We start from the raw sequence: 17,665 nt of genomic DNA on the forward strand, positions 1-17,665 counted from the left end.
GTCCAGCTGGTGGACCGGGGCGCGCCGTCGTGAGCGGGACCCGGCTTCGGGCCGTACGCCCCGGGCCCGGCGGGGCGGGCTCACTCGTCCTCGTCTGTCCCCGTCCACGTGTACACGTGCTCCGGCCGCCCCGACCCCGTGTACCGCAGGCTGAGGCCCACCTGCCCGGACCGCTCCAGCAGCTTCAGATAGCGCTGCGCGGTCTGCCGGCTCAGTCCTGTCCGGTCAGCGGTCCCGGTCGCCGACAACTGCCCGGCCTCCCGCAGCGCCTGCCGCACCAGCCGCACGGTCTGCGCGGAGTGCCCTTTCGGCAGGGCGGTCGGCCCGGCGGCGGCGCTGCCCAGCACGCCGAAGATCCGGTCGACCCGCTCCTGCCCGGCCTCCAGGCCGTCGGCGAGGGTGCGGCGCAGCACGGCGTACCCCTCCAGCTTGGCCCGCAGGCCGCTGTAGCTGAACGGCTTGACCAGATAGTGCAGGGCGCCGTACCGCATAGCCGCCTCCACGGTGGCCACGTCGCGGGCGGCGGTCACCATGATCACGTCGGTGCGGGAGTCACGTGCGCGCAGACGGCGGACGAGACCGAGGCCGTTCTCGTCCGGCAGGTAGTGGTCCAGGAGCACGAGGTCGGCATGGTGGCCCTCCAGCCAGGACAGCGCCTCACCGGTGGTGTGGGCCGTGCCCGCCGTGCGGAAGCCGGGGACGCGGTCGGTGTAGGCGGCGTTGATCCGCGCCACCCGGGGGTCGTCGTCGACGACCAGCACCTCGATCATCGGCGCTCCTCCTCGTGACGGTCCGCCCGGCCGGCCCGCCGCGCGGCGCGTACGGGCCCGTCCGGCGCCGCGAGCGCCTCGGGCAGGACGACGGTGAACTCGGCGCCGCCGCCCTCGGCCCCGGCCACCGAGACCGTACCGCCGTACCGCTCCGCGTGGCGCCTGACCAGGGCGAGGCCCAGTCCGCGCCCGCCGCGGCCGGGGCCGGCTTCCTTGGTCGAGAAGCCGTCGGCGAAGACCAGCTCCCGCTGGGTGGGCGGTACGCCCGCGCCGGTGTCCCGGACCCGCAGCACCGCCGTACGGCCCCGGGCCCGCAGCCCGACCTCGACCAACCGGTCCTCGCCGCCGGAGGGCACGCCCGGCTCCGGCGCGCCGACCGCCTCCAGGGCGTTGTCGACCAGGTTGCCGAGGACGGTGACCAGATCGTGCGGCGCGACCAGCGGGGCGAGGAGCCGGGAGCCGGGGGCGAGCCGCAGCGCTACCCCGCGTTCGGCGGCCACCGTGGCCTTGCCGACCAGCAGCGCGGCCAGCAGCGGGTCGCCCACCGACTCGGCGATCTGCTCGGCGGTGGCCCGGTGGGAACCGACCGTCTCGGTGACGAAGTCGACGGCCTCCTCGTACAGCCCGAGCTCCAGCAGGCCCAGCAGGGTGTGCAGCCGGTTGGCGTGCTCGTGGTCCTGGGCGCGCAGCGCGTCCAGCAGGGCGCGGGTGGCGTCCAGCTCGCGGCCGAGGGTCTCCAGCTCGGTGCGGTCGCGCAGGGTGGCGACGGCACCGCCGTCCTCGGTGGGCATGCGGTTGACCACCAGGACCCGGCCGCCGCGTACCGCCAGCAGGTCGGTGCCGGAGACCTCGCCGGTCAGGATGGAGGTGAGCCGCCCGGGGCCGAGCACCTCCGCCACCGGGCGGCCGATCCCGTACGGCTCGCCGGTACGCGGCGGGGCGAGCGCGAGCAGCCGCTGCGCCTCGTCGTTGACGAGCCGGACCCTGCCATGCCCGTCCAGGGCGAGGACGCCCTCGCGGATCGAGTGGAGCATCGCCTCGCGCTCGTCCAGCAGGGCGGCGATGTCGGAGAAGGCGAGCCCCCGGGTGCGCCGGTAGACCACGCGGGAGAAGGCGAGCGCTCCGAGGACACCGGCGCCGAGCGCGCCCGTCGCGTACCCGGCGACCTGGGGGACGGCCCCGGTCAGCCGGTCGCGGACGCTCTCGTAGCGGATGCCGGCCGAGACGGCGCCGATCACGGTGCCGTCGGCGTCGCGCAGCGGTGTCTTGCCGCGCGCCGAACGGCCGAGGGTGCCGACGTCGATCTGCCGCACGTCGTGCCCGGCCAGCGCCCGCGACGGGTCGGTCGAGACGCGGCTGCCGATCAGCTCCGGGGAGGTGTGCGAGTAGCGGATGCCGCGGGTGTCCAGCACCACCACGTACTCGGCGCCGGTGGCCCGCCGCACCCGCTCGGCCGACTCCTGCACGGGGTTGCCCCGGACCGGCTCGGAGCGCAGCAGGTCGCCCGCGAGGTCCTCGTCGCTCGCCACGGCCTGGGCGACGGCGAGCGCGCGGTGGGTGGCCTGGTCGTCGAGCTGGTCGCTGAGCGGGGCGAGGAAGAGCGCCGTGGCCAGGGCGGTCACGCCTACGGCGATGACGAGCTGGACCAGCAGCACCTGCGAGGCCATGCGGCGCGGGGCGCGCAGAGGGCGTAGACGGGGGCGGCGCGCGGCCGCCTCGGGCGCCGGCGTCTCCGGGGCCGCCGCGACGCCGCCGTCGGTCGCCGTGCGCCGCCCGTCGCCCGGCCCGCCGGTGGTTCCTCCGGCCTCGCCCGCGAAGGCGTCGTAGCCCTGCTGTCCCGCCATGGCGCCTCCTCCTCTTCTCCGGAATCCGCCGGTCTCCGGTCCCGGCCGCACGCCCCGGGGGCCCTGGTCGCGGCCGGCCGGTCACGGTCGCGGCCCGTGCCTCGTCCCGCCGGACCGGCGCGCGGATCTCCCGTCGCCCTCGGCCACCGCCGGAACACCCTGCGTCCCCGCTCCCACCAGCGCGGACCCATACACTCCGCACCATTGTGACCCGCCACCGCAACCCCACGGCGTCCCGACCCGGTCTCCACGCAAGGACCGTCCGGCCCACGCCCGCCGCCCGCCCGGCCGGGGGCACCAAGCCCCTTGCCGACCACGCGGTGTGACGGCTCGTTGGCCCGATCGGGCCACCCCCTCTTCCCGCATTACGCTCCGTACGGGACGCTCGCTGAGGCGGGCAGCACCGCACCTGCGCCGCAGGGCAGGAAGAACCAGGGAGGCTCGACGTGGTCGACGCGGATCAGACATTCGTCATCGTCGGAGGAGGACTGGCCGGGGCCAAGGCGGCCGAAACCCTCCGCGAGGAAGGCTTCAGAGGCCGGGTGATCCTCGTCTGCGACGAACGCGACCGGCCCTACGAACGGCCCGCGCTCTCCAAGGGCTATCTGACCGGCAAGGACGAGCGGGACAGCGTCTTCGTCCACGAACCCTCCTGGTACGCGCGCCACCACATCGAGCTCCACCTCGGCCAGCCCGCCGTCGCCCTCGACCGCGAGGCGCGCACGCTCCGGCTCGGCGACGGCACCGTCCTGAAGTACGACAAGCTGCTGCTGGCCACCGGCGCCGAGCCGCGCCGCCTCGACGTCCCGGGCACCGACCTGGTCGGCGTCCACCACCTGCGCCGCCTCGCCCACGCCGACCGGCTCCGCCAGGTCCTCACCGCGCTCGGCCGGGACAACGGCCACCTGGTGATCGCGGGCGGCGGCTGGATCGGCCTGGAGGTGGCGGCCGCCGCGCGCGGCTACGGCGCCGAGGTCACCGTCGTGGAGGCCGAGCCGACGCCGCTGCACAGCGTGCTCGGCCCGGAGCTCGGCCAGGTCTTCGCCGAGCTCCACGGCGACCACGGGGTCCGCTTCCACTTCGGCGCCCGCCTCACCGGCATCAGCGGCCAGGACGGGGTGGTCCTGGCCGCGCACACCGACGACGGCGAGGAGCACCCCGCCCACGACGTCCTCGCCGCCGTCGGCGCCGCGCCCCGCACCGCGCTCGCCGAGGCCGCCGGGCTCGCCCTGGTCGACCGCGAGCACGGCGGCGGGATCGCCGTCGACGCCTCGCTGCGCACCTCCGACCCGGACATCTACGCGGCCGGGGACGTCGCCGCGGCCCACCACCCGCTCCTCGACACCCGCCTGCGCGTCGAGCACTGGGCCAACGCCCTCAACGGCGGCGCCGCCGCCGCCCGCGCCATGCTCGGCCGCATCGTCCGCTACGACCGCGTGCCGTACTTCTTCTCCGACCAGTACGACGTCGGCCTGGAGTACTCCGGCTACGCGCCGCCCGGCACGTACGACCAGGTGGTGATCCGGGGTGACGTCGGCCGTCGCCGGTTCATCGCCTTCTGGCTCGCCGAGGGCCGGGTGCTGGCCGGGATGAACGTCAATGTGTGGGACGTCACGGAGAAGATCCAGCGGCTGGTCCGCAGCGGCGAGGAGGTCGACGCCGACGCGCTGGCCGATCCCTCGGTGCCGCTGGAGAGCCTCGCGGCCTGACGCCGCACGGGTCCGCGACTCCGCTCCCCTCCGCTTCCCGATCCCGCCGGTCTCCGGCGGCGGGGAGCCGGAGGGAGACCGGCCGCCGGACCAGCGCCCCGGCGGCCGTAGACTTTCCGCGTGGCAGGCAGGATCAATGACGAGGACGTGAAGGCGGTCCGGGACGCGGTCCCGATCGACGCCGTGGTGTCCGAGTACCTGTCGCTGCGCAACGCGGGCGGCGGAAACCTCAAGGGGCTCTGCCCCTTCCACGACGAGAAGTCCCCGTCGTTCCAGGTCAGCCCGGCCAAGGGCCTCTTCCACTGCTTCGGCTGCCAGGAGGGCGGCGACACGATCACCTTCGTACGGAAGGTCGATCACCTCACGTTCTCCGAGGCCGTCGAACGCCTCGCCGCCAAGGCCGGCATCACCCTGCGGTACGAGGAGGGCGGGTACAACCCCTCCCACCAGCGCGGCGAGCGCATCCGGCTGATCGAGGCGCACAAGGCCGCCGCCGAGTACTACGCCGGGCAGCTCGAAGGCCCCGAGGCCGAGATCGGCCGCCGCTTCCTCGCCGAGCGGGGTTTCGACCAGGCATCCGCCACCCACTTCGGCATCGGCTACAGCCCCGTCGGCTGGGACCACCTCACCCGCTACCTGCGCGGCCAGGGCTTCACCGACAAGGAGCTCATCACCTCCGGCCTCGCCCAGGACGGCCGCCGCGGCCCCGTCGACCGCTTCCGGGGCCGCCTGATGTGGCCCATCCGCGACATCGGCGGCGAGGTCGTCGGCTTCGGCGCCCGCCGCCTGCGCGAGGACGACAACGGTCCCAAGTACCTCAACACCCCCGAGACCCCGGTCTACCGCAAGTCGCAGGTCCTCTACGGCATCGACCTCGCCAAGAAGGACATCGCCAAGGCGAGCCGCGCCGTGGTGGTCGAGGGATACACCGACGTCATGGCCTGCCACCTCGCCGGGATCACCACCGCCGTCGCCACCTGCGGCACCTCCTTCGGCCAGGACCACATCAAGATCCTCCGCAGGCTCCTGATGGACAACGGCAGCGCCCGCGTGATCTTCACCTTCGACGGCGACGCCGCCGGGCAGAAGGCCGCCCTGCGCGCCTTCGAGGACGACCAGAAGTTCGCCGCCGAGACCTACATCGCCATCGCCCCCGACGGCATGGACCCCTGCGACCTGCGACTGGCCAAGGGCGACGACGCCATCGCCGACCTGGTCGAGCCCCGCACCCCGCTCTTCGAGTTCGCACTGCGCCAGATCGTCTCCCGGTACGACCTGGAGACCCCGGCGGGCCGCGCCGCCGCCCTGGACGAGGCCGCGCCCGTCGTCGCCCGCATCAAGTCCAGCTCCTCCCAGCACGAGGTGGCCGTCCAGCTCGCCGGGATGCTCGGCATCCTCGACACCCAGTTCGTCGTCCGCCGCGTCGCCCAGCTCGCCCGCTGGGCCCGCGACCGCGGCTCCGACGCCGGCCCCGCGCCGCGCCGCCCCGGCGGCCCCGGCCAGGCGATCGAGACCAGCGCGCCCCGCTTCAGCGGCCCCGCCCTCAACCTCCGCAGCCCCGCCTTCACCACCGAACGCGAACTGCTGAAGCTCGCCCTCCAGCGCCCGGAACTCGTCTCCCCCGCCTTCGACGCCTACGGCTCCGACGAGTTCACCGCCGCCCCCTACGCAGCCGTCCGCGAAGCCATCGAGGAGGCGGGCGGCGCGGAACTCGGCGCCGACCTCGGCATCGACTACCTCACCCGGGTCCGCGAGGCCGCCCCCGACGACACGGTCCGCGCCATGGTCACCGAACTGGCCGTCGAAGCGATCCGCCGCCGCACCGTCGACGAGGTCTATGCCGGGGAGCAGCTGGTCAAGGTCCGCCTCCGCGCCGTCGAACGCCGCATCCACGACCTCCAGGGCACCTTCACCCGGGTCGCCGCCCAGGGCGACCCGCAGCAACTGGCCTCCGTGCAGAACGAGTTGTGGGTCCTCCAGCAGTACGACCGAAGCCTGCGCAACAACGGCGCCGAGGCGCTGTAGCGCCTCTTTTTTGGAGCTCCGCTCGCCGCCGGGGCGCCACATGTCGTTGTCGAGCCACCCGACGTGCGCGTCCGCTGCGCTCCCTGTGCGCGACGGGTGTCTCGACAACGACGCGCCCCTTTGACTCCCGAAGCCGGCTTGTCGGGTGGGGCCCTGTCCGGGGTGGGCGGGGCAGGCGGGTGGGAAAAGTGGGGACGCACTCTCGTGGTGGGGGCGTGGTGTGCCTCACACTGGTGCGGCGCGCCCTTGGGCGGGCCGCGTTTCCGGCACCGCTTCGCAGTCACCGCGCTCCGCACGCACCACCCCCGATCCGCCTCGCGATCACCCGGGAGGTCATCCCCGTGCAGACCAGGACCCCGCGCCCCGCCACCGCCGCATCGACCGCGGCGCTCGCCTCCGCCGTGCCCGTCCCGCGCAGGGCGCCGCAGCGGAGCCCGGCCGGCACCTCGGGGCCGGGTGGGCCCGCCGGTACCGGGCCGCAGAGTGCGGCTCAGCGGGCCCCGGCCGGGCCCGAGCCGGGCGGAGCCGCCGCCCCCGACCTCTTCCGGCAGTACCTGCGGGAGATCGGGCGCATCCCGCTGCTGTCAGCGGCCGACGAGGTGGAGCTGGCACGGCGGATCGAGGCGGGGGTGTTCGCCGCGGAGAAGCTGGCGGGAGGCGGTTGCACGGACCAGGTGCTGGCGGGTGATCTGGGGCGGCTCGTCGTCCTCGGGGAGCGGGCCAAGGGGCGGCTCATCGAGGCCAATCTGCGGCTCGTCGTCTCGGTGGCCAAGCGGTACACGGGCCGGGGCCTGACCATGCTCGACCTGGTGCAGGAGGGCAACCTCGGGCTGATCCGGGCGGTGGAGAAGTTCGACTACACCCGGGGCTTCAAGTTCTCCACGTACGCGACCTGGTGGATACGCCAGGCGATGTCGCGCGCCCTCGCCGACCAGGCCCGCACCATCCGCGTCCCGGTGCACGTCGTGGAACTCATCAACCGGGTCGTCCGCACCCAGCGCGCGCTGCTCCAGGAGGCGGGCCGGGAACCGGCCGCCGAAGAGGTCGGCGACCGGCTCGGACTGACCGCCGAGAAGGTCGAGGAGGTGCTGCGGCTGGCCCGCGAACCAGTCTCCCTGCACGCGCCGGTCGGCGGTGAGGACGACGTCTTCCTCGGCGACCTCATCGAGGACGCCGACGCGGCCTCCCCGGCGGAGAGCGCCGCCCTCCTGCTGCTCCGCCAGCATCTCGACGCGGTCCTCGCCACCCTCGGCGACCGCGAGCGCCAGGTGGTGCAGTTGCGGTACGGGTTCGACGACGGGCGGCCGCGCACCCTGGAGGAGATCGGCCGCCTCTTCGGCGTCACCCGCGAGCGGGTCCGCCAGATCGAGTCGAAGACGCTGCGAAGACTCCGCGAGCACACCGCCGCCGGGCAGTTGCGCGGCTACCTCGACTGACCGGCGGGCGCGGTCCCCGGCTCACTGCTGGGCGCGCCGACGCGCGTCGATCACCGCGCCCAGCGCGACGCCCAGCGTCAGGCCGAGCGACAGCCCGAGCGCCAACTGGTCGGCCAGCAGGCCCAGCGCCAGACCGAGCGACAGGCCGATCGGCAAGTACCGGGCGATGGCCGTGCTCTCCTCGTCGCTCTCGTCCCGCGCGCCCGGCGTCCCCGGTTCCTGCGACTCCTGCGGCTTCTCCGCCAACTCCCCCACCTGCTCGTTCTCTTGTCGTTTCCTGTGATGGACGGCGGTTCCAGCATGCCACGGGGGCCGCCGGGCCGACCACGCCCGACGGCCCCCGGGGACCGCATCCCTCTCCGCGCCGGCGCCCGTGCGCCCCGCGGTGCTCTCAGTCGACCTCGACGGCCGCCTGGGCGAACTGGGCCGCGTACAGGCGCGCGTACGCGCCCTCGTCGGCGAGCAGTTCGGTGTGCGAGCCCTGCTCGACGATGGCCCCGTCCTCCATCACCAGGATCGTGTCGGCGTCCCGGATCGTGGAGAGCCGGTGGGCGATCACGAACGAGGTGCGGCCGTGCGCCAGCCGGGCCATGGCCTGCTGGATCAGCACCTCGGTGCGGGTGTCCACGGAACTGGTGGCCTCGTCCAGGACGAGGATCACCGGATCGGAGAGGAAGGCCCGCGCGATGGTGATGAGCTGCTTCTCACCGGCGCTGACACCGCTGCCCTCGTCGTCCAGGACGGTGTCGTAGCCGTCGGGGAGCGTGCGGACGAAGCGGTCGGCGTGGGCGGCGCGGGCCGCCTCCTCGACCTCCTCGCGCGTCACCTCGCGGGAGGCGCCGTAGGCGATGTTCTCCGCGATGGTGCCGCCGAACAGCCAGGTGTCCTGGAGGACCATGCCGATCCGGGAGCGCAGCTCCTCGCGGGCCATGGCAGCCACGTCGACGCCGTCCAGGGTGATCCGGCCGCCGGTCACCTCGTAGAACCGCATCAGCAGGTTGACCAGGGTGGTCTTTCCCGCGCCGGTCGGGCCGACGATGGCCACCGTGCGGCCCGGCTCGACGGTCAGGGAGAGGTTCTCGATCAGCGGGCGGTCCGGCTCGTAGCGGAAGGAGACCTTCTCCAGGGCGACGCGGCCGAGCGGCTTCTCCAGGCGGGCGCCGGGGACCGGGTCGGGGTCCTGCTCGTCGGCGTCGAGGAGTTCGAAGACGCGCTCGGCCGAGGCGACCCCGGACTGCACCAGGTTGGCCATCGAGGCGATCTGCGTCAGCGGCATCGAGAACTGCCGGGAGTACTGGATGAACGCCTGCACGTCGCCGATGGACAGGGCGCCCGAGGCCACCCGCAGACCGCCGACCACGGCGACCAGCACGTAGTTGAAGTTGGAGACGAACATCATCAGCGGCTGCATGATGCCGCTGGTGAACTGCGCCTTGAACCCGGCCTGGTAGAGCGCCTCGTTCTCCTCGGCGAACCGCGCCGCCGACTGCTCCTGCCGGCCGAAGACCTTGACCAGGCTGTGCCCGGTGTACATCTCCTCGATGTGCGCGTTGAGCGAGCCGGTCGTGGACCACTGGCTGACGAAGTGCGGCTGGGAGCGCTTGCCCACCCGGGTGGCGACGACGAACGACAGCGGCACCGTCACCAGCGCCACCAGGGCGAGCAGCGGCGATATCCAGAACATCATGATCAGCACGCCGATGACGGTCAGCAGCGAGTTGACCACCTGGCCCATCGTCTGCTGGAGGGTCTGGCCGATGTTGTCGATGTCGTTGGTGGCGCGGCTCAGCACCTCGCCGCGCTGGCGCTGGTCGAAGTAGGAGAGCGGGAGGCGCCCCAGCTTCGCCTGCACGTCACGGCGCATCCGGAAGGCGGTGCGGTTGATCGCCCGGTTCGACAGCCGCGCCGAGACCGCCATCAGGGCACTGGCCAGGAGGAAGACCCCGAGCGCCGCCAGCAGCACCTCGCCGACCGCGCCGAAGTCGATGCCCTGGCCCGGCGTGAAATCGGTCCCGGACAGCATGTCGGCCACGCCGTCGTCGCCGCGTTCCCGCATGCCCTCCAGCACCTGCTCGCGGGTGGCCCCGGCCGGCATGTCACGGCCGACGATCCCCGCGAAGACCAGGTCGGTGGCCCAGCCGAGGATCTTCGGGCCGGTCACGGAGAGCGCCACGCTGAAGAGGCCCGCGACGACCATCGCCCACATGGTGGCCTTCTCGGGGCGGAACTGGCCCAGCAGCCGCTTCCCCGAGTTCTTGAAGTCCATCGACCGCTGTCCCGGCGCTCCCGCGCCCATCGGACCCGCCATCACGCGGCCTCCGCTTCCGTCAGCTGGGAGAGCACGATCTCCCGGTAGGTCTCGTCCCGCTCCATCAGCTCGTGGTGGCGGCCGACGGCCACCACCCGGCCCTCGTCGAGGACGACGATCCGGTCGGCGTCGCGAATGGTCGACACCCGCTGGGCGACGATCACCACGCCCGCCGCGGCCGTCTCCTCGCGCAGGGCGGCCCGCAGCGCCGCGTCGGTCGCGTAGTCGAGCGCCGAGAACGAGTCGTCGAAGAGGTAGATCTCCGGTCGCTGCACCAGGGTGCGGGCGATGGCGAGCCGCTGCCGCTGGCCGCCGGAGACGTTGGTGCCGCCCTGCGAGACGGGCGCGTCCAGCCCGCCCTCCAGCCGCTCCACGAACTCCTTGGCCTGGGCCACCTCCAGCGCGTGCCACAGCTCCTCGTCGCTCGCCTCCGGGTTGCCGTAGCGCAGGTTGCTCGCCACGGTGCCGGAGAAGAGGTACGGCTTCTGCGGCACGAGGCCGACGGTCCGGGCCAGCACGGCCGGGTCGATGCGGCGGATGTCGACGCCGTCGACCAGCACCTCGCCCTCGACCGGGTCGATCAGCCGGGCGGCGAGCCCGAGCAGGGTGGTCTTGCCGGAACCGGTCGACCCGATGACGGCGGTGGTCTCGCCGGGACCGGCGTAGAGCTCCACGTCGCGCAGCACCCACTCCTCGGCGCCCGGGTAGCGGAACCCGGCGCCGCGCATCTCCAGCGTGCCCTGCCGGTCCAGCTCCCGGACCGGCTCGGTGGGCGGGACGACGCTGCTGCTGGTCCCCAGCACCTCCTGGATGCGCTCGGCGCACACCTCGGCGCGCGGCACCATCATGAACATGAAGGTGGCCATCATCACGGACATCACGATCTGCATGAGGTACGCGAGGAAGGCCGTCAGCGAGCCGATCTCCATGGCCCCGCTGTCGATCCGGTGCGCGCCGAACCACACCACCGCCACCGACGACAGGTTCACCACCAGCATCACCAGCGGGAACATCAGCGCCATCAGCCGGCCGGTGCCGAGGGAGACCTCGGTCAGCTCGGTGTTGGCCCGGCCGAACCGCTCGGTCTCGTACCGGTCGCGGACGAAGGCGCGGATGACGCGGTTGCCGGTGATCTGTTCGCGCAGCACCCGGTTGACGGTGTCGAGCCGCTTCTGCATGGAGCGGAAGAGCGGCCGCAGCCGCCACACGACCAGGCCGACCGACAGGCCCATCACGGGCAGCACCGCCAGCAGCACTCCGGAGAGCGGCACGTCCTGGCCCAGCGCCATGATCACGCCGCCGACGCACATGATGGGCGCCGTCACCATCAGCGTGAAGGTCATCAGCGCCAGCATCTGGACCTGCTGCACGTCATTGGTGGTGCGGGTGATCAGCGAGGGCGCCCCGAAGCCGTTCAACTCCCGCGCCGAGAAGGACTGCACCCGGTCGAAGACGGCCGCCCGCACGTCCCGGCCGAGGGCGGCGGCGGTCCGGGCGCCGTAGTAGACGGCGCCGATGTTGCCCGCCATCTGCACCAGGGTCACCGCGATCATGACGGCGCCGAGCCCGAGGATCGTGCCCGTGTCGCCGCGTACGACGCCCCGGTCGATGATGTCCGCGTTGAGCGAGGGCAGGTACAACGCCGCGCAGGTCTGGAGGAGTTGCAGCACCACCACCAGCGCGATGGGTTTCTTGTACGGACGCAGATACGTCCGCAGGAGTCGTATGAGCACAGGTCTCTTCCGGATCGGCCGTACGGGATGCGCCCCCATCCTGCGCCACCCGGCCGCCGGAACCCACCGGTTTTGTCCAAGCCTGGGTCAAGACTCCCGGGCGCACGCCGCCCGGGAGCCTCCCCACCGCAGGTCAGGAGTGCGGAGCGGCGCCGAACGCGTCCGGGTGCGTCTGGTCCCGCACCGCCGTGTACTGCTGGCGCACGGCCTGGCCGACCGGCAGTCCGTCGCCCGGCTCGAAGAGCTGGCCGGCGGCGCCGCCCCACATCGGCGGGGCCGAGCGGTCCAGGGTGCCGCGCTCGACGCCGAGGGCCCAGGCCGCCTGGCGGGCCGCGCCCAGCGCCGCGTAGTCCGCCGCCTCCGGGACCATGACCGGGGCGCCGAAGACCATCGGTGCGGCGGCCCGGACCGCCGGGAGGTCGGCGGCCGCGCCCAGCAGGAAGACCCGGCGGATCTCCACGCCCCGGCGGCGCAGCACGTCGAGTGCGTCGGCCAGCGAGCAGAGCATGCCCTCGAAGGCGGCCCGCGCCAGGTGTTCGCGCTTCATCGACTCGCGCCGCAGCCCGCTCAGCGTCCCGGCGGTGTGCGGCAGCCGCGGCGTCCGCTCGCCCTCCAGGTACGGCAGGAGCACCAGCCCGTGCGAGCCGGGCGTCGACTCCATGGCCAGCCGCGACAGTTCCGGCAGGTCGACGCCGAGCAGGTCGGCGGTGCCGCGCAGGGCCCGTACCGCGTTGAGCGTGTGGACCACCGGGAGGTGCATGCCGGTGGCGTCCGCGTAGGAGGTGATCAGGCCGTCCGGGTCGAAGGGCGCCTCGTGGTGCACGGCCATGACGGAACCGGAGGCGCCCAGCGAGACCACCGCGTCGCCGTGGCCGACGCCGAGGCCGAAGGCGGCCGCCATCGTCTCGCCGGTACCCGCCGAGATCAGCAGCCCCTCCGGCGTCGTCCCCGCCGCCTCGGCCGGACCGATCACCTCCGGCAGCACCGCCCGGTGGCCGAGCGCCAGCTCCACCAGATCGGGGCGGTACTCCCCCGTCGCCGCCGACCAGTAGCCGGTGCCCGAGGCACCGCCCCGGTCCGTGGTGCGGCGGGCGGGCCTGCCCAGCAACTGCCAGACCAGCCAGTCGTGGGCCTGGAGCAGGGCCGCGGTACGGGCGGCGTTCTCCGGTTCGTTCTTCGCCAGCCAGCGCAGCTTGGCGACCGGCTGGGCGGGCTGCGGCACGCTGCCGACCGCGCGCACCCACGCCTCGCGCCCGCCGAGGGCGTCGGTCAGATCGGCCGCGGCGACCTGCGCCCGCTTGTCGCCGCCGACCATGGCGGGGCGGACGCCCGTGCCCTGCGCGTCCAGCGGGACCAGGCCGTTCTGCTGGGCGGAGACCCCGATGGCCTCGACGCCCTCCAGCAACCCGCCGGCCGCGGCCTCGCCGAGCGAGAGCAGCCAGCTCTGCGGATCGACGTCCGAGACCGCGCCCTCCCCCTCCCTCGGGTGCGGCGCGTACCCCTGCCGCAGCACGGCACCCGTCTCGGTGTCGCAGACGACCATGCGCGTGAATGCGGACGAACTGTCCAGCCCGGCGACTATCCCCATACGACGATTCTGCCGCACGCCGAGGGCGCCCCGTCGGGACGGGGCGCCCTGGGTTCCGCGCGGGCCGCCCGCGCTGTGGCGGGGATCTCGCGCGGGGCGCTCATGGGGCGGCCGGGCCCGCGCAGGGCCGGCCGTCGGGTCCGGTCTCAGACGTTCCCGGTGCCCCAGTCGTCACGCGAGGAGGGCCCGCGCTCCCGCAGCGACCGCACCCGCTCGGCGACCGGCGCCGGGACGTGGTCGCCGACCCGGTCGCTCACCGAGTGGTACGCCTTGTCGGCCAGGCCGCGCCCCTGCTGGGCGGCGCTCTCGGCGGCGTTGCGCACCGCCGGGTTCCGCGCCAGGCGCTCCGCGCACTTCCTCAACTGTTCGTACCGCTCGCGGCCCGCGCGGCTCCCGAGCACGTAGCCCAGGGCCGCTCCGGCGACGAAGGTGAGCCGGTAGCGCATCAACTGCCACCCTTCCGTAGTGGTCGGTTCTGCCGAGCGCAGCGGCAGGTCCGAGGCTCCGCCCGGTACCGATTGGCGAAGCACCCCCCTGCTTGCGCTAATGTATGTGTCGCAGCGAACGAGCGCCCTTCGGAGCACTCCGCGGGTGGGCACGTTCGAGGCGGCGCAGCATTCCCCTGTAGCTCAATTGGCAGAGCAGCCGGCTGTTAACCGGCAGGTTACTGGTTCGAGTCCAGTCGGGGGAGCTCGATCTCCTGTAGCTCAATTGGCAGAGCAGCCGGCTGTTAACCGGCAGGTTACTGGTTCGAGTCCAGTCGGGAGAGCAAGCGGAGAGGGCCCCCTCGGGGGTCCTTTTTCGTGCGCTCGGCGTCCTGTCCGCGTCCATGTGCGGTCCGTCTGCCCCGTTCGTGGAACCGCACACGCCCCCGCGGAGTCCTCAAGATCAGGCATGGCCGACCAGCCGGGGCAGCAGATCGTATGAGCGGCTATGCTGCGGCAGACGGCACGTACACATGTACGCGACACGCCGCTACGGGGCGGTAGCTCAGCCGGTTAGAGCAGCGGACTCATAATCCGTCGGTCGTGGGTTCGAGTCCCACCCGCCCCACCGGGTGACCTTCCAGGTCCACCCTCGCGACCCGCGAGAACTCTCAGGCCCCCGCCGCGGCGGGGGCCTTTTCCGTCTCTTCGGGGGCGTCCGCCGGTGACCGGGGGCGCCGGAGCCGGGCGGGCGGTGTGTGCCAGAGTCTCCCGCATGGTGTGGAACGGCGACGCGTATCAAGCCCGGTTCGACGACATCGCCGCCGAGGGCGGGGACGTGCATGGTGAGGCGGCCCTGGTGCGATCCCTGGGGCCGGGCAGTGTCCTCGACGCGGGGTGCGGGACGGGCAGGGTGGCGATCGAGCTCGCCCGCCACGGGATCGACGTGGTCGGGGTGGACCTCGACGCGTCGATGCTGGCCACCGCCCGCCGCCTCGCGCCCGGCGTCGCCTGGCACCGGAGCGACCTGGCCGGGCTCGACCTGGGAAGCTCCTTCGACGTGGTGGTGATGGCGGGCAACGTCCCCTTGTTCACCCCGCCGGGGACGGAAGCCGCCCTGGTCGCCGGGGTGGCCGCGCACGTGCGGCCGGAAGGCCGGCTGGTCGCGGGGTTCTCGCTGGACCGCGGCTACACCCTGGACGACTACGACGCGCACTGCTCGGCCGCGGGGCTCGCCCCCGAGGCGCGGTACGCGACCTGGTCCCGGGACCCCTACTCCGGCGGCGCGTACGCGGTCTCGGTGCACCGTCGGCCGTGAACACCCCTGCGCCAGCCGCCCTCGGCCGCGGTGCTGTGGGAGGGCAGGGAGTTGCGGGCCAGGGCCAGGGTCCGCCAGGACCCCGCCGCGCCGGGTCGCCGGGTGTCTCCGCCCCGCCAGGGGTTCGGAAGCGGACAATGACGGCCGTCCCTTCCGATCGTCGAGGAGCTTCCATGTCGTCTCAGGAGCACGCGCGCGGCCGCGTCGCCGTCGTCACCGGTGGTTCGCGGGGCATCGGCCGCGAGGCGGTGCGCCGGCTGGCCGCGGACGGATTCGCGGTCGTCGTGGGGTACGCGGGCAACCGCGAACTGGCGGAGCGTGCCGTCGAGGAGGTCACCACCGCGGGTGGCCAGGCGGTCGCCGCCCGGGCGGACGTCGCCGAAGAAGTGCAGGTGGCGTCGTTGTTCGCCACTGCCGATGCGGAGTTCGGCGGGGTCGACGTCGTGGTGAACGCGGCCGGGCTCATGCGTCTGGCGCCCGTCGCGGAACTGGAACTGGCGGACCTGGACGCGGTGCTGCGGACCAACGTGCGCGGTACCTTCGTGGTGGCCCGGCAGGCGGCCAGGACGCTCCGCGACGGCGGCGCCCTCGTCACCTTCTCCACCTCCGTGGTGGGCCTGGCCTTCCCGGGATACGGCGCGTACAGCGCGAGCAAGGGCGCGGTCGAGGCGCTGACGCTGGTGCTCGCCCGCGAGCTGCGCGGCCGGAACATCACGGTCAACGCGGTCGCCCCGGGCCCGACCGCGACCGACCTGTTCCTCGACGGGAAGGACGAGGAGACCGTCGCGCGGCTGGCGGCGCAGCCCCCGCTGGAACGCCTCGGCACGCCGGAGGACATCGCCGAGGTGGTGGCCTTCCTCGCCTCTCCGGCGGGGCACTGGGTCAACGGCCAGGTGCTCCGCGCCAACGGCGGCATCGTCTGACGGACGGTCCGCCGACCGCGCCCCCGTACGCCGGTCCGCCCTCCGTGAAGCGCCGGTCTGCCCCGGTGACGCCCGTAATCGACGGAGTGTACGTTCGTACACTCCCGGCTATAGGCTCCCGCGCATGACTGTCGACGCAGCGACCCGGCCCGCCCGGGCCGACCGGCGGGCCCGGGTGGCCGTCGCCGTGCTCTTCTTCACCAACGGCGCCCTGTTCGCCAACCTCCTGCCGCGGTACCCGCAGATCAAGGAGGCCCTCGGCATCGGCAACGCGGGGTACGGGCTGGCGGTCGCCGCCTTCCCGGCGGGCGCCGTCGCGGCGGGGCTGGCGGCCGGGGTGGTCATCCGGCGGCTGGGCTCGGCGCGGGCGGCGGTGGCCGGGACGCTGCTGACCGCGGCGGGGATCCTCGCCGCGGGGTTCGCCGACACGGTCGCGCTGTTCGCGGCGGCGCTCTTCCTCGCCGGGGCGATGGACGCCGTCACGGATGTCGCGCAGAACGCCCACGGCCTGCGGGTGCAGCGGCGGTACGGGCGCTCCATCATCAACTCCTTCCACGCCATCTGGTCGATAGGAGCCGTCACCGGCGGAGCCATGGCCGCCGGGGCGATCGCCCTCGACCTGCCGCCGCAGCGCCATCTGGCGATCTCCGGGGCGCTGTTCACCGTCGCCGCCTGCGTCGCCCTGCGGTTCTGCCTGCCTGGCCCGGATGTCGAGCCCGTCACGGAACCGGTGGCCGACGGCACTGCCGCGTCACCGGCGAAGGCCGTCACACCGGGCCGCCGCACGGCGTGGGTGCTGGCCGCACTCGTCCTCATCGCCACGGCGGGCACCCTCGTCGAGGACGCGGGCAACTCCTGGGCCGCCCTCTACCTCTCCGGCTCGCTGGACGCCTCGGTGACCCTGGCCGCCTCCGGCTTCATCGCGCTGGTCGGGGCCCAGTTCGTCGGCCGCCTGATCGGGGACCGACTGGTCGACCGGTTCGGGCAGCGCGCGGTGGCCCGCGCCGGAGGGATCGTCACCGCGGTCGGCATGGGGCTCGCCCTCGCCGTCCCCACCGTGCCCGGCACCATCCTCGGCTTCGCCGCGGCCGGGTTCGGCGTGGCGACGCTCGTCCCGGCGGCGATGCACGAGGCCGACGAACTGCCGGGCCTCAAGCCCGGTACCGGTCTCGCCCTGGTCTCCTGGCTGATGCGGCTCGGTTTCCTGCTCTCGCCGCCGGTCGTCGGCCTGGTCGCCGACGCGGCCGGCCTCCGCGTGGGCCTGCTGACGGTCCCCTTCGCGGGGGTGCTCGTCCTCCTGCTGGCGGGGGTGCTCCAGGGACGGCGGCCTCCGCCCTGAGTCCGGCGCCGGCGTGATGGGACGGCGGACCATGACCGAGACTCCCCCTGTCCCGCCGAAACGGGCCGCCCTGCTCGCGGCGGCAGAGCGCAACCTCGCCGAGCACGCCTGCCGTCTGCACCGGCACCTCCCGGGGGCCTCCGTCACCGAGACGCCTAGGCCCTGTCCGGCGGATCTTCGTGGAAGAGCCTGCGGCGTCTGGTGCGTGCTCTCGGCGTGCGCCCGGATCTCCCTCGTACTGGACGTA

At 73.7% G+C, this 17,665-nt stretch carries 13 protein-coding genes, 3 tRNA genes and 1 pseudogene; 10 read left to right on the plus strand and 7 right to left on the minus strand.

The genetic code is table 11. The annotated features are described in order from the left end of the window. Positions 1–80: 80 nt before the first annotated feature. Together ACFWMZ_RS27010 and ACFWMZ_RS27015 are read right to left on the minus strand one after the other, a co-directional pair. Positions 81–770, minus strand: coding sequence for a response regulator (locus tag ACFWMZ_RS27010; protein ID WP_383183431.1), 690 nt, complete (start codon positions 768–770; stop codon positions 81–83). Beyond that, positions 767–2,614 (minus strand): ATP-binding protein, encoded by a 1,848-nt coding sequence (locus ACFWMZ_RS27015; protein WP_383183433.1) that lies wholly within the window; start codon positions 2,612–2,614, stop codon positions 767–769. The genes ACFWMZ_RS27010 and ACFWMZ_RS27015 overlap by 4 nt, the downstream gene beginning before the upstream one ends. A 446-nt stretch (positions 2,615–3,060) precedes the next feature. Here ACFWMZ_RS27015 and ACFWMZ_RS27020 point away from each other — a divergent pair, with 446 nt between their 5' ends. The 3 genes from ACFWMZ_RS27020 (at position 3,061) to ACFWMZ_RS27030 (ending at position 7,784) form a co-directional block, all read left to right on the plus strand. Beyond that, a complete protein-coding gene (locus ACFWMZ_RS27020; RefSeq protein ID WP_383183435.1) occupies positions 3,061–4,323 on the plus strand; it encodes an NAD(P)/FAD-dependent oxidoreductase in 1,263 nt (420 codons plus the stop codon). A 120-nt stretch (positions 4,324–4,443) separates the two neighbouring features. Beyond that, positions 4,444–6,348 (plus strand): DNA primase, encoded by a 1,905-nt coding sequence (dnaG, locus tag ACFWMZ_RS27025; RefSeq protein ID WP_383183437.1) that lies wholly within the window; start codon positions 4,444–4,446, stop codon positions 6,346–6,348. A 341-nt stretch (positions 6,349–6,689) separates the two neighbouring features. Beyond that, positions 6,690–7,784 (plus strand): RNA polymerase sigma factor, encoded by a 1,095-nt coding sequence (locus tag ACFWMZ_RS27030; protein ID WP_383204741.1) that lies wholly within the window; start codon positions 6,690–6,692, stop codon positions 7,782–7,784. Positions 7,785–7,805: 21 nt separating this feature from the next. Here the strand turns inward: ACFWMZ_RS27030 and ACFWMZ_RS27035 are convergent, their stop codons facing one another. From ACFWMZ_RS27035 to ACFWMZ_RS27055, 5 genes are all read right to left on the minus strand, one after another. Beyond that, on the minus strand, positions 7,806–8,039 hold the full coding sequence (locus ACFWMZ_RS27035; RefSeq protein WP_383173945.1) for a hypothetical protein: 234 nt from the start codon (positions 8,037–8,039) through the stop codon (positions 7,806–7,808). A 136-nt stretch (positions 8,040–8,175) separates the two neighbouring features. Further along, the gene (locus tag ACFWMZ_RS27040; protein ID WP_383204745.1) at positions 8,176–10,092 is read right to left on the minus strand and encodes an ABC transporter ATP-binding protein; all 1,917 of its coding nucleotides are present in this window, start codon (positions 10,090–10,092) and stop codon (positions 8,176–8,178) included. Next, on the minus strand, positions 10,092–11,825 hold the full coding sequence (locus ACFWMZ_RS27045; protein WP_383173951.1) for an ABC transporter ATP-binding protein: 1,734 nt from the start codon (positions 11,823–11,825) through the stop codon (positions 10,092–10,094). The genes ACFWMZ_RS27040 and ACFWMZ_RS27045 overlap by 1 nt, the downstream gene beginning before the upstream one ends. A gap of 133 nt (positions 11,826–11,958) precedes the next feature. Further along, positions 11,959–13,413 carry an FGGY family carbohydrate kinase gene (locus ACFWMZ_RS27050; RefSeq protein ID WP_383204748.1) on the minus strand — a complete coding sequence of 485 codons (1,455 nt, stop codon included), beginning with the start codon at positions 13,411–13,413 and terminating at the stop codon, positions 11,959–11,961. 146 nt (positions 13,414–13,559) lie between these two features. Continuing rightward, positions 13,560–13,859 (minus strand): YtxH domain-containing protein, encoded by a 300-nt coding sequence (locus ACFWMZ_RS27055; protein ID WP_383173957.1) that lies wholly within the window; start codon positions 13,857–13,859, stop codon positions 13,560–13,562. A 172-nt stretch (positions 13,860–14,031) separates the two neighbouring features. On the opposite strand from ACFWMZ_RS27055, the gene ACFWMZ_RS27060 reads away from it, so the two are divergent. The 7 genes and pseudogenes from ACFWMZ_RS27060 to ACFWMZ_RS27090 form a co-directional block, all read left to right on the plus strand. Continuing rightward, positions 14,032–14,104, plus strand: a tRNA-Asn gene (locus ACFWMZ_RS27060). A 5-nt stretch (positions 14,105–14,109) separates the two neighbouring features. Further along, positions 14,110–14,182 (plus strand) — tRNA-Asn (locus ACFWMZ_RS27065). 210 nt (positions 14,183–14,392) lie between these two features. Beyond that, positions 14,393–14,466: transfer RNA gene (locus tag ACFWMZ_RS27070), tRNA-Ile, on the plus strand. A gap of 147 nt (positions 14,467–14,613) precedes the next feature. Beyond that, positions 14,614–15,156 (plus strand): class I SAM-dependent DNA methyltransferase, encoded by a 543-nt coding sequence (locus ACFWMZ_RS27075; RefSeq protein ID WP_383204751.1) that lies wholly within the window; start codon positions 14,614–14,616, stop codon positions 15,154–15,156. Positions 15,157–15,329: 173 nt separating this feature from the next. Continuing rightward, positions 15,330–16,079: an SDR family oxidoreductase gene (locus ACFWMZ_RS27080; protein WP_383174219.1), complete on the plus strand. Its 750-nt coding sequence runs from the start codon at positions 15,330–15,332 to the stop codon at positions 16,077–16,079. 124 nt (positions 16,080–16,203) lie between these two features. Next, positions 16,204–17,418, plus strand: coding sequence for an MFS transporter (locus ACFWMZ_RS27085; protein WP_383174222.1), 1,215 nt, complete (start codon positions 16,204–16,206; stop codon positions 17,416–17,418). Between the two features lie 31 nt (positions 17,419–17,449). Next, positions 17,450–17,665, plus strand: a pseudogene (locus ACFWMZ_RS27090) (hypothetical protein); the annotation flags it as partial.

Source organism: Streptomyces sp. NPDC058373, assembly GCF_042723275.1.
GTDB lineage: Bacteria > Actinomycetota > Actinomycetes > Streptomycetales > Streptomycetaceae > Streptomyces.

Bases quoted from the DNA above. Each gene is read 5' to 3' on its own strand.
- ACFWMZ_RS27010 (WP_383183431.1), bottom strand. From the start codon at position 770: ATGATCGAGGTGCTGGTCGTCGACGACGACCCCCGGGTGGCGCGGATC.
- ACFWMZ_RS27015 (WP_383183433.1), bottom strand. From the start codon at position 2,614: ATGGCGGGACAGCAGGGCTACGACGCCTTCGCGGGCGAGGCCGGAGGA.
- ACFWMZ_RS27040 (WP_383204745.1), bottom strand. From the start codon at position 10,092: ATGGCGGGTCCGATGGGCGCGGGAGCGCCGGGACAGCGGTCGATGGAC.
- ACFWMZ_RS27050 (WP_383204748.1), bottom strand. From the start codon at position 13,413: ATGGGGATAGTCGCCGGGCTGGACAGTTCGTCCGCATTCACGCGCATG.
- ACFWMZ_RS27055 (WP_383173957.1), bottom strand. From the start codon at position 13,859: ATGCGCTACCGGCTCACCTTCGTCGCCGGAGCGGCCCTGGGCTACGTG.
- ACFWMZ_RS27075 (WP_383204751.1), top strand. From the start codon at position 14,614: ATGGTGTGGAACGGCGACGCGTATCAAGCCCGGTTCGACGACATCGCC.
- ACFWMZ_RS27080 (WP_383174219.1), top strand. From the start codon at position 15,330: ATGTCGTCTCAGGAGCACGCGCGCGGCCGCGTCGCCGTCGTCACCGGT.
- ACFWMZ_RS27085 (WP_383174222.1), top strand. From the start codon at position 16,204: ATGACTGTCGACGCAGCGACCCGGCCCGCCCGGGCCGACCGGCGGGCC.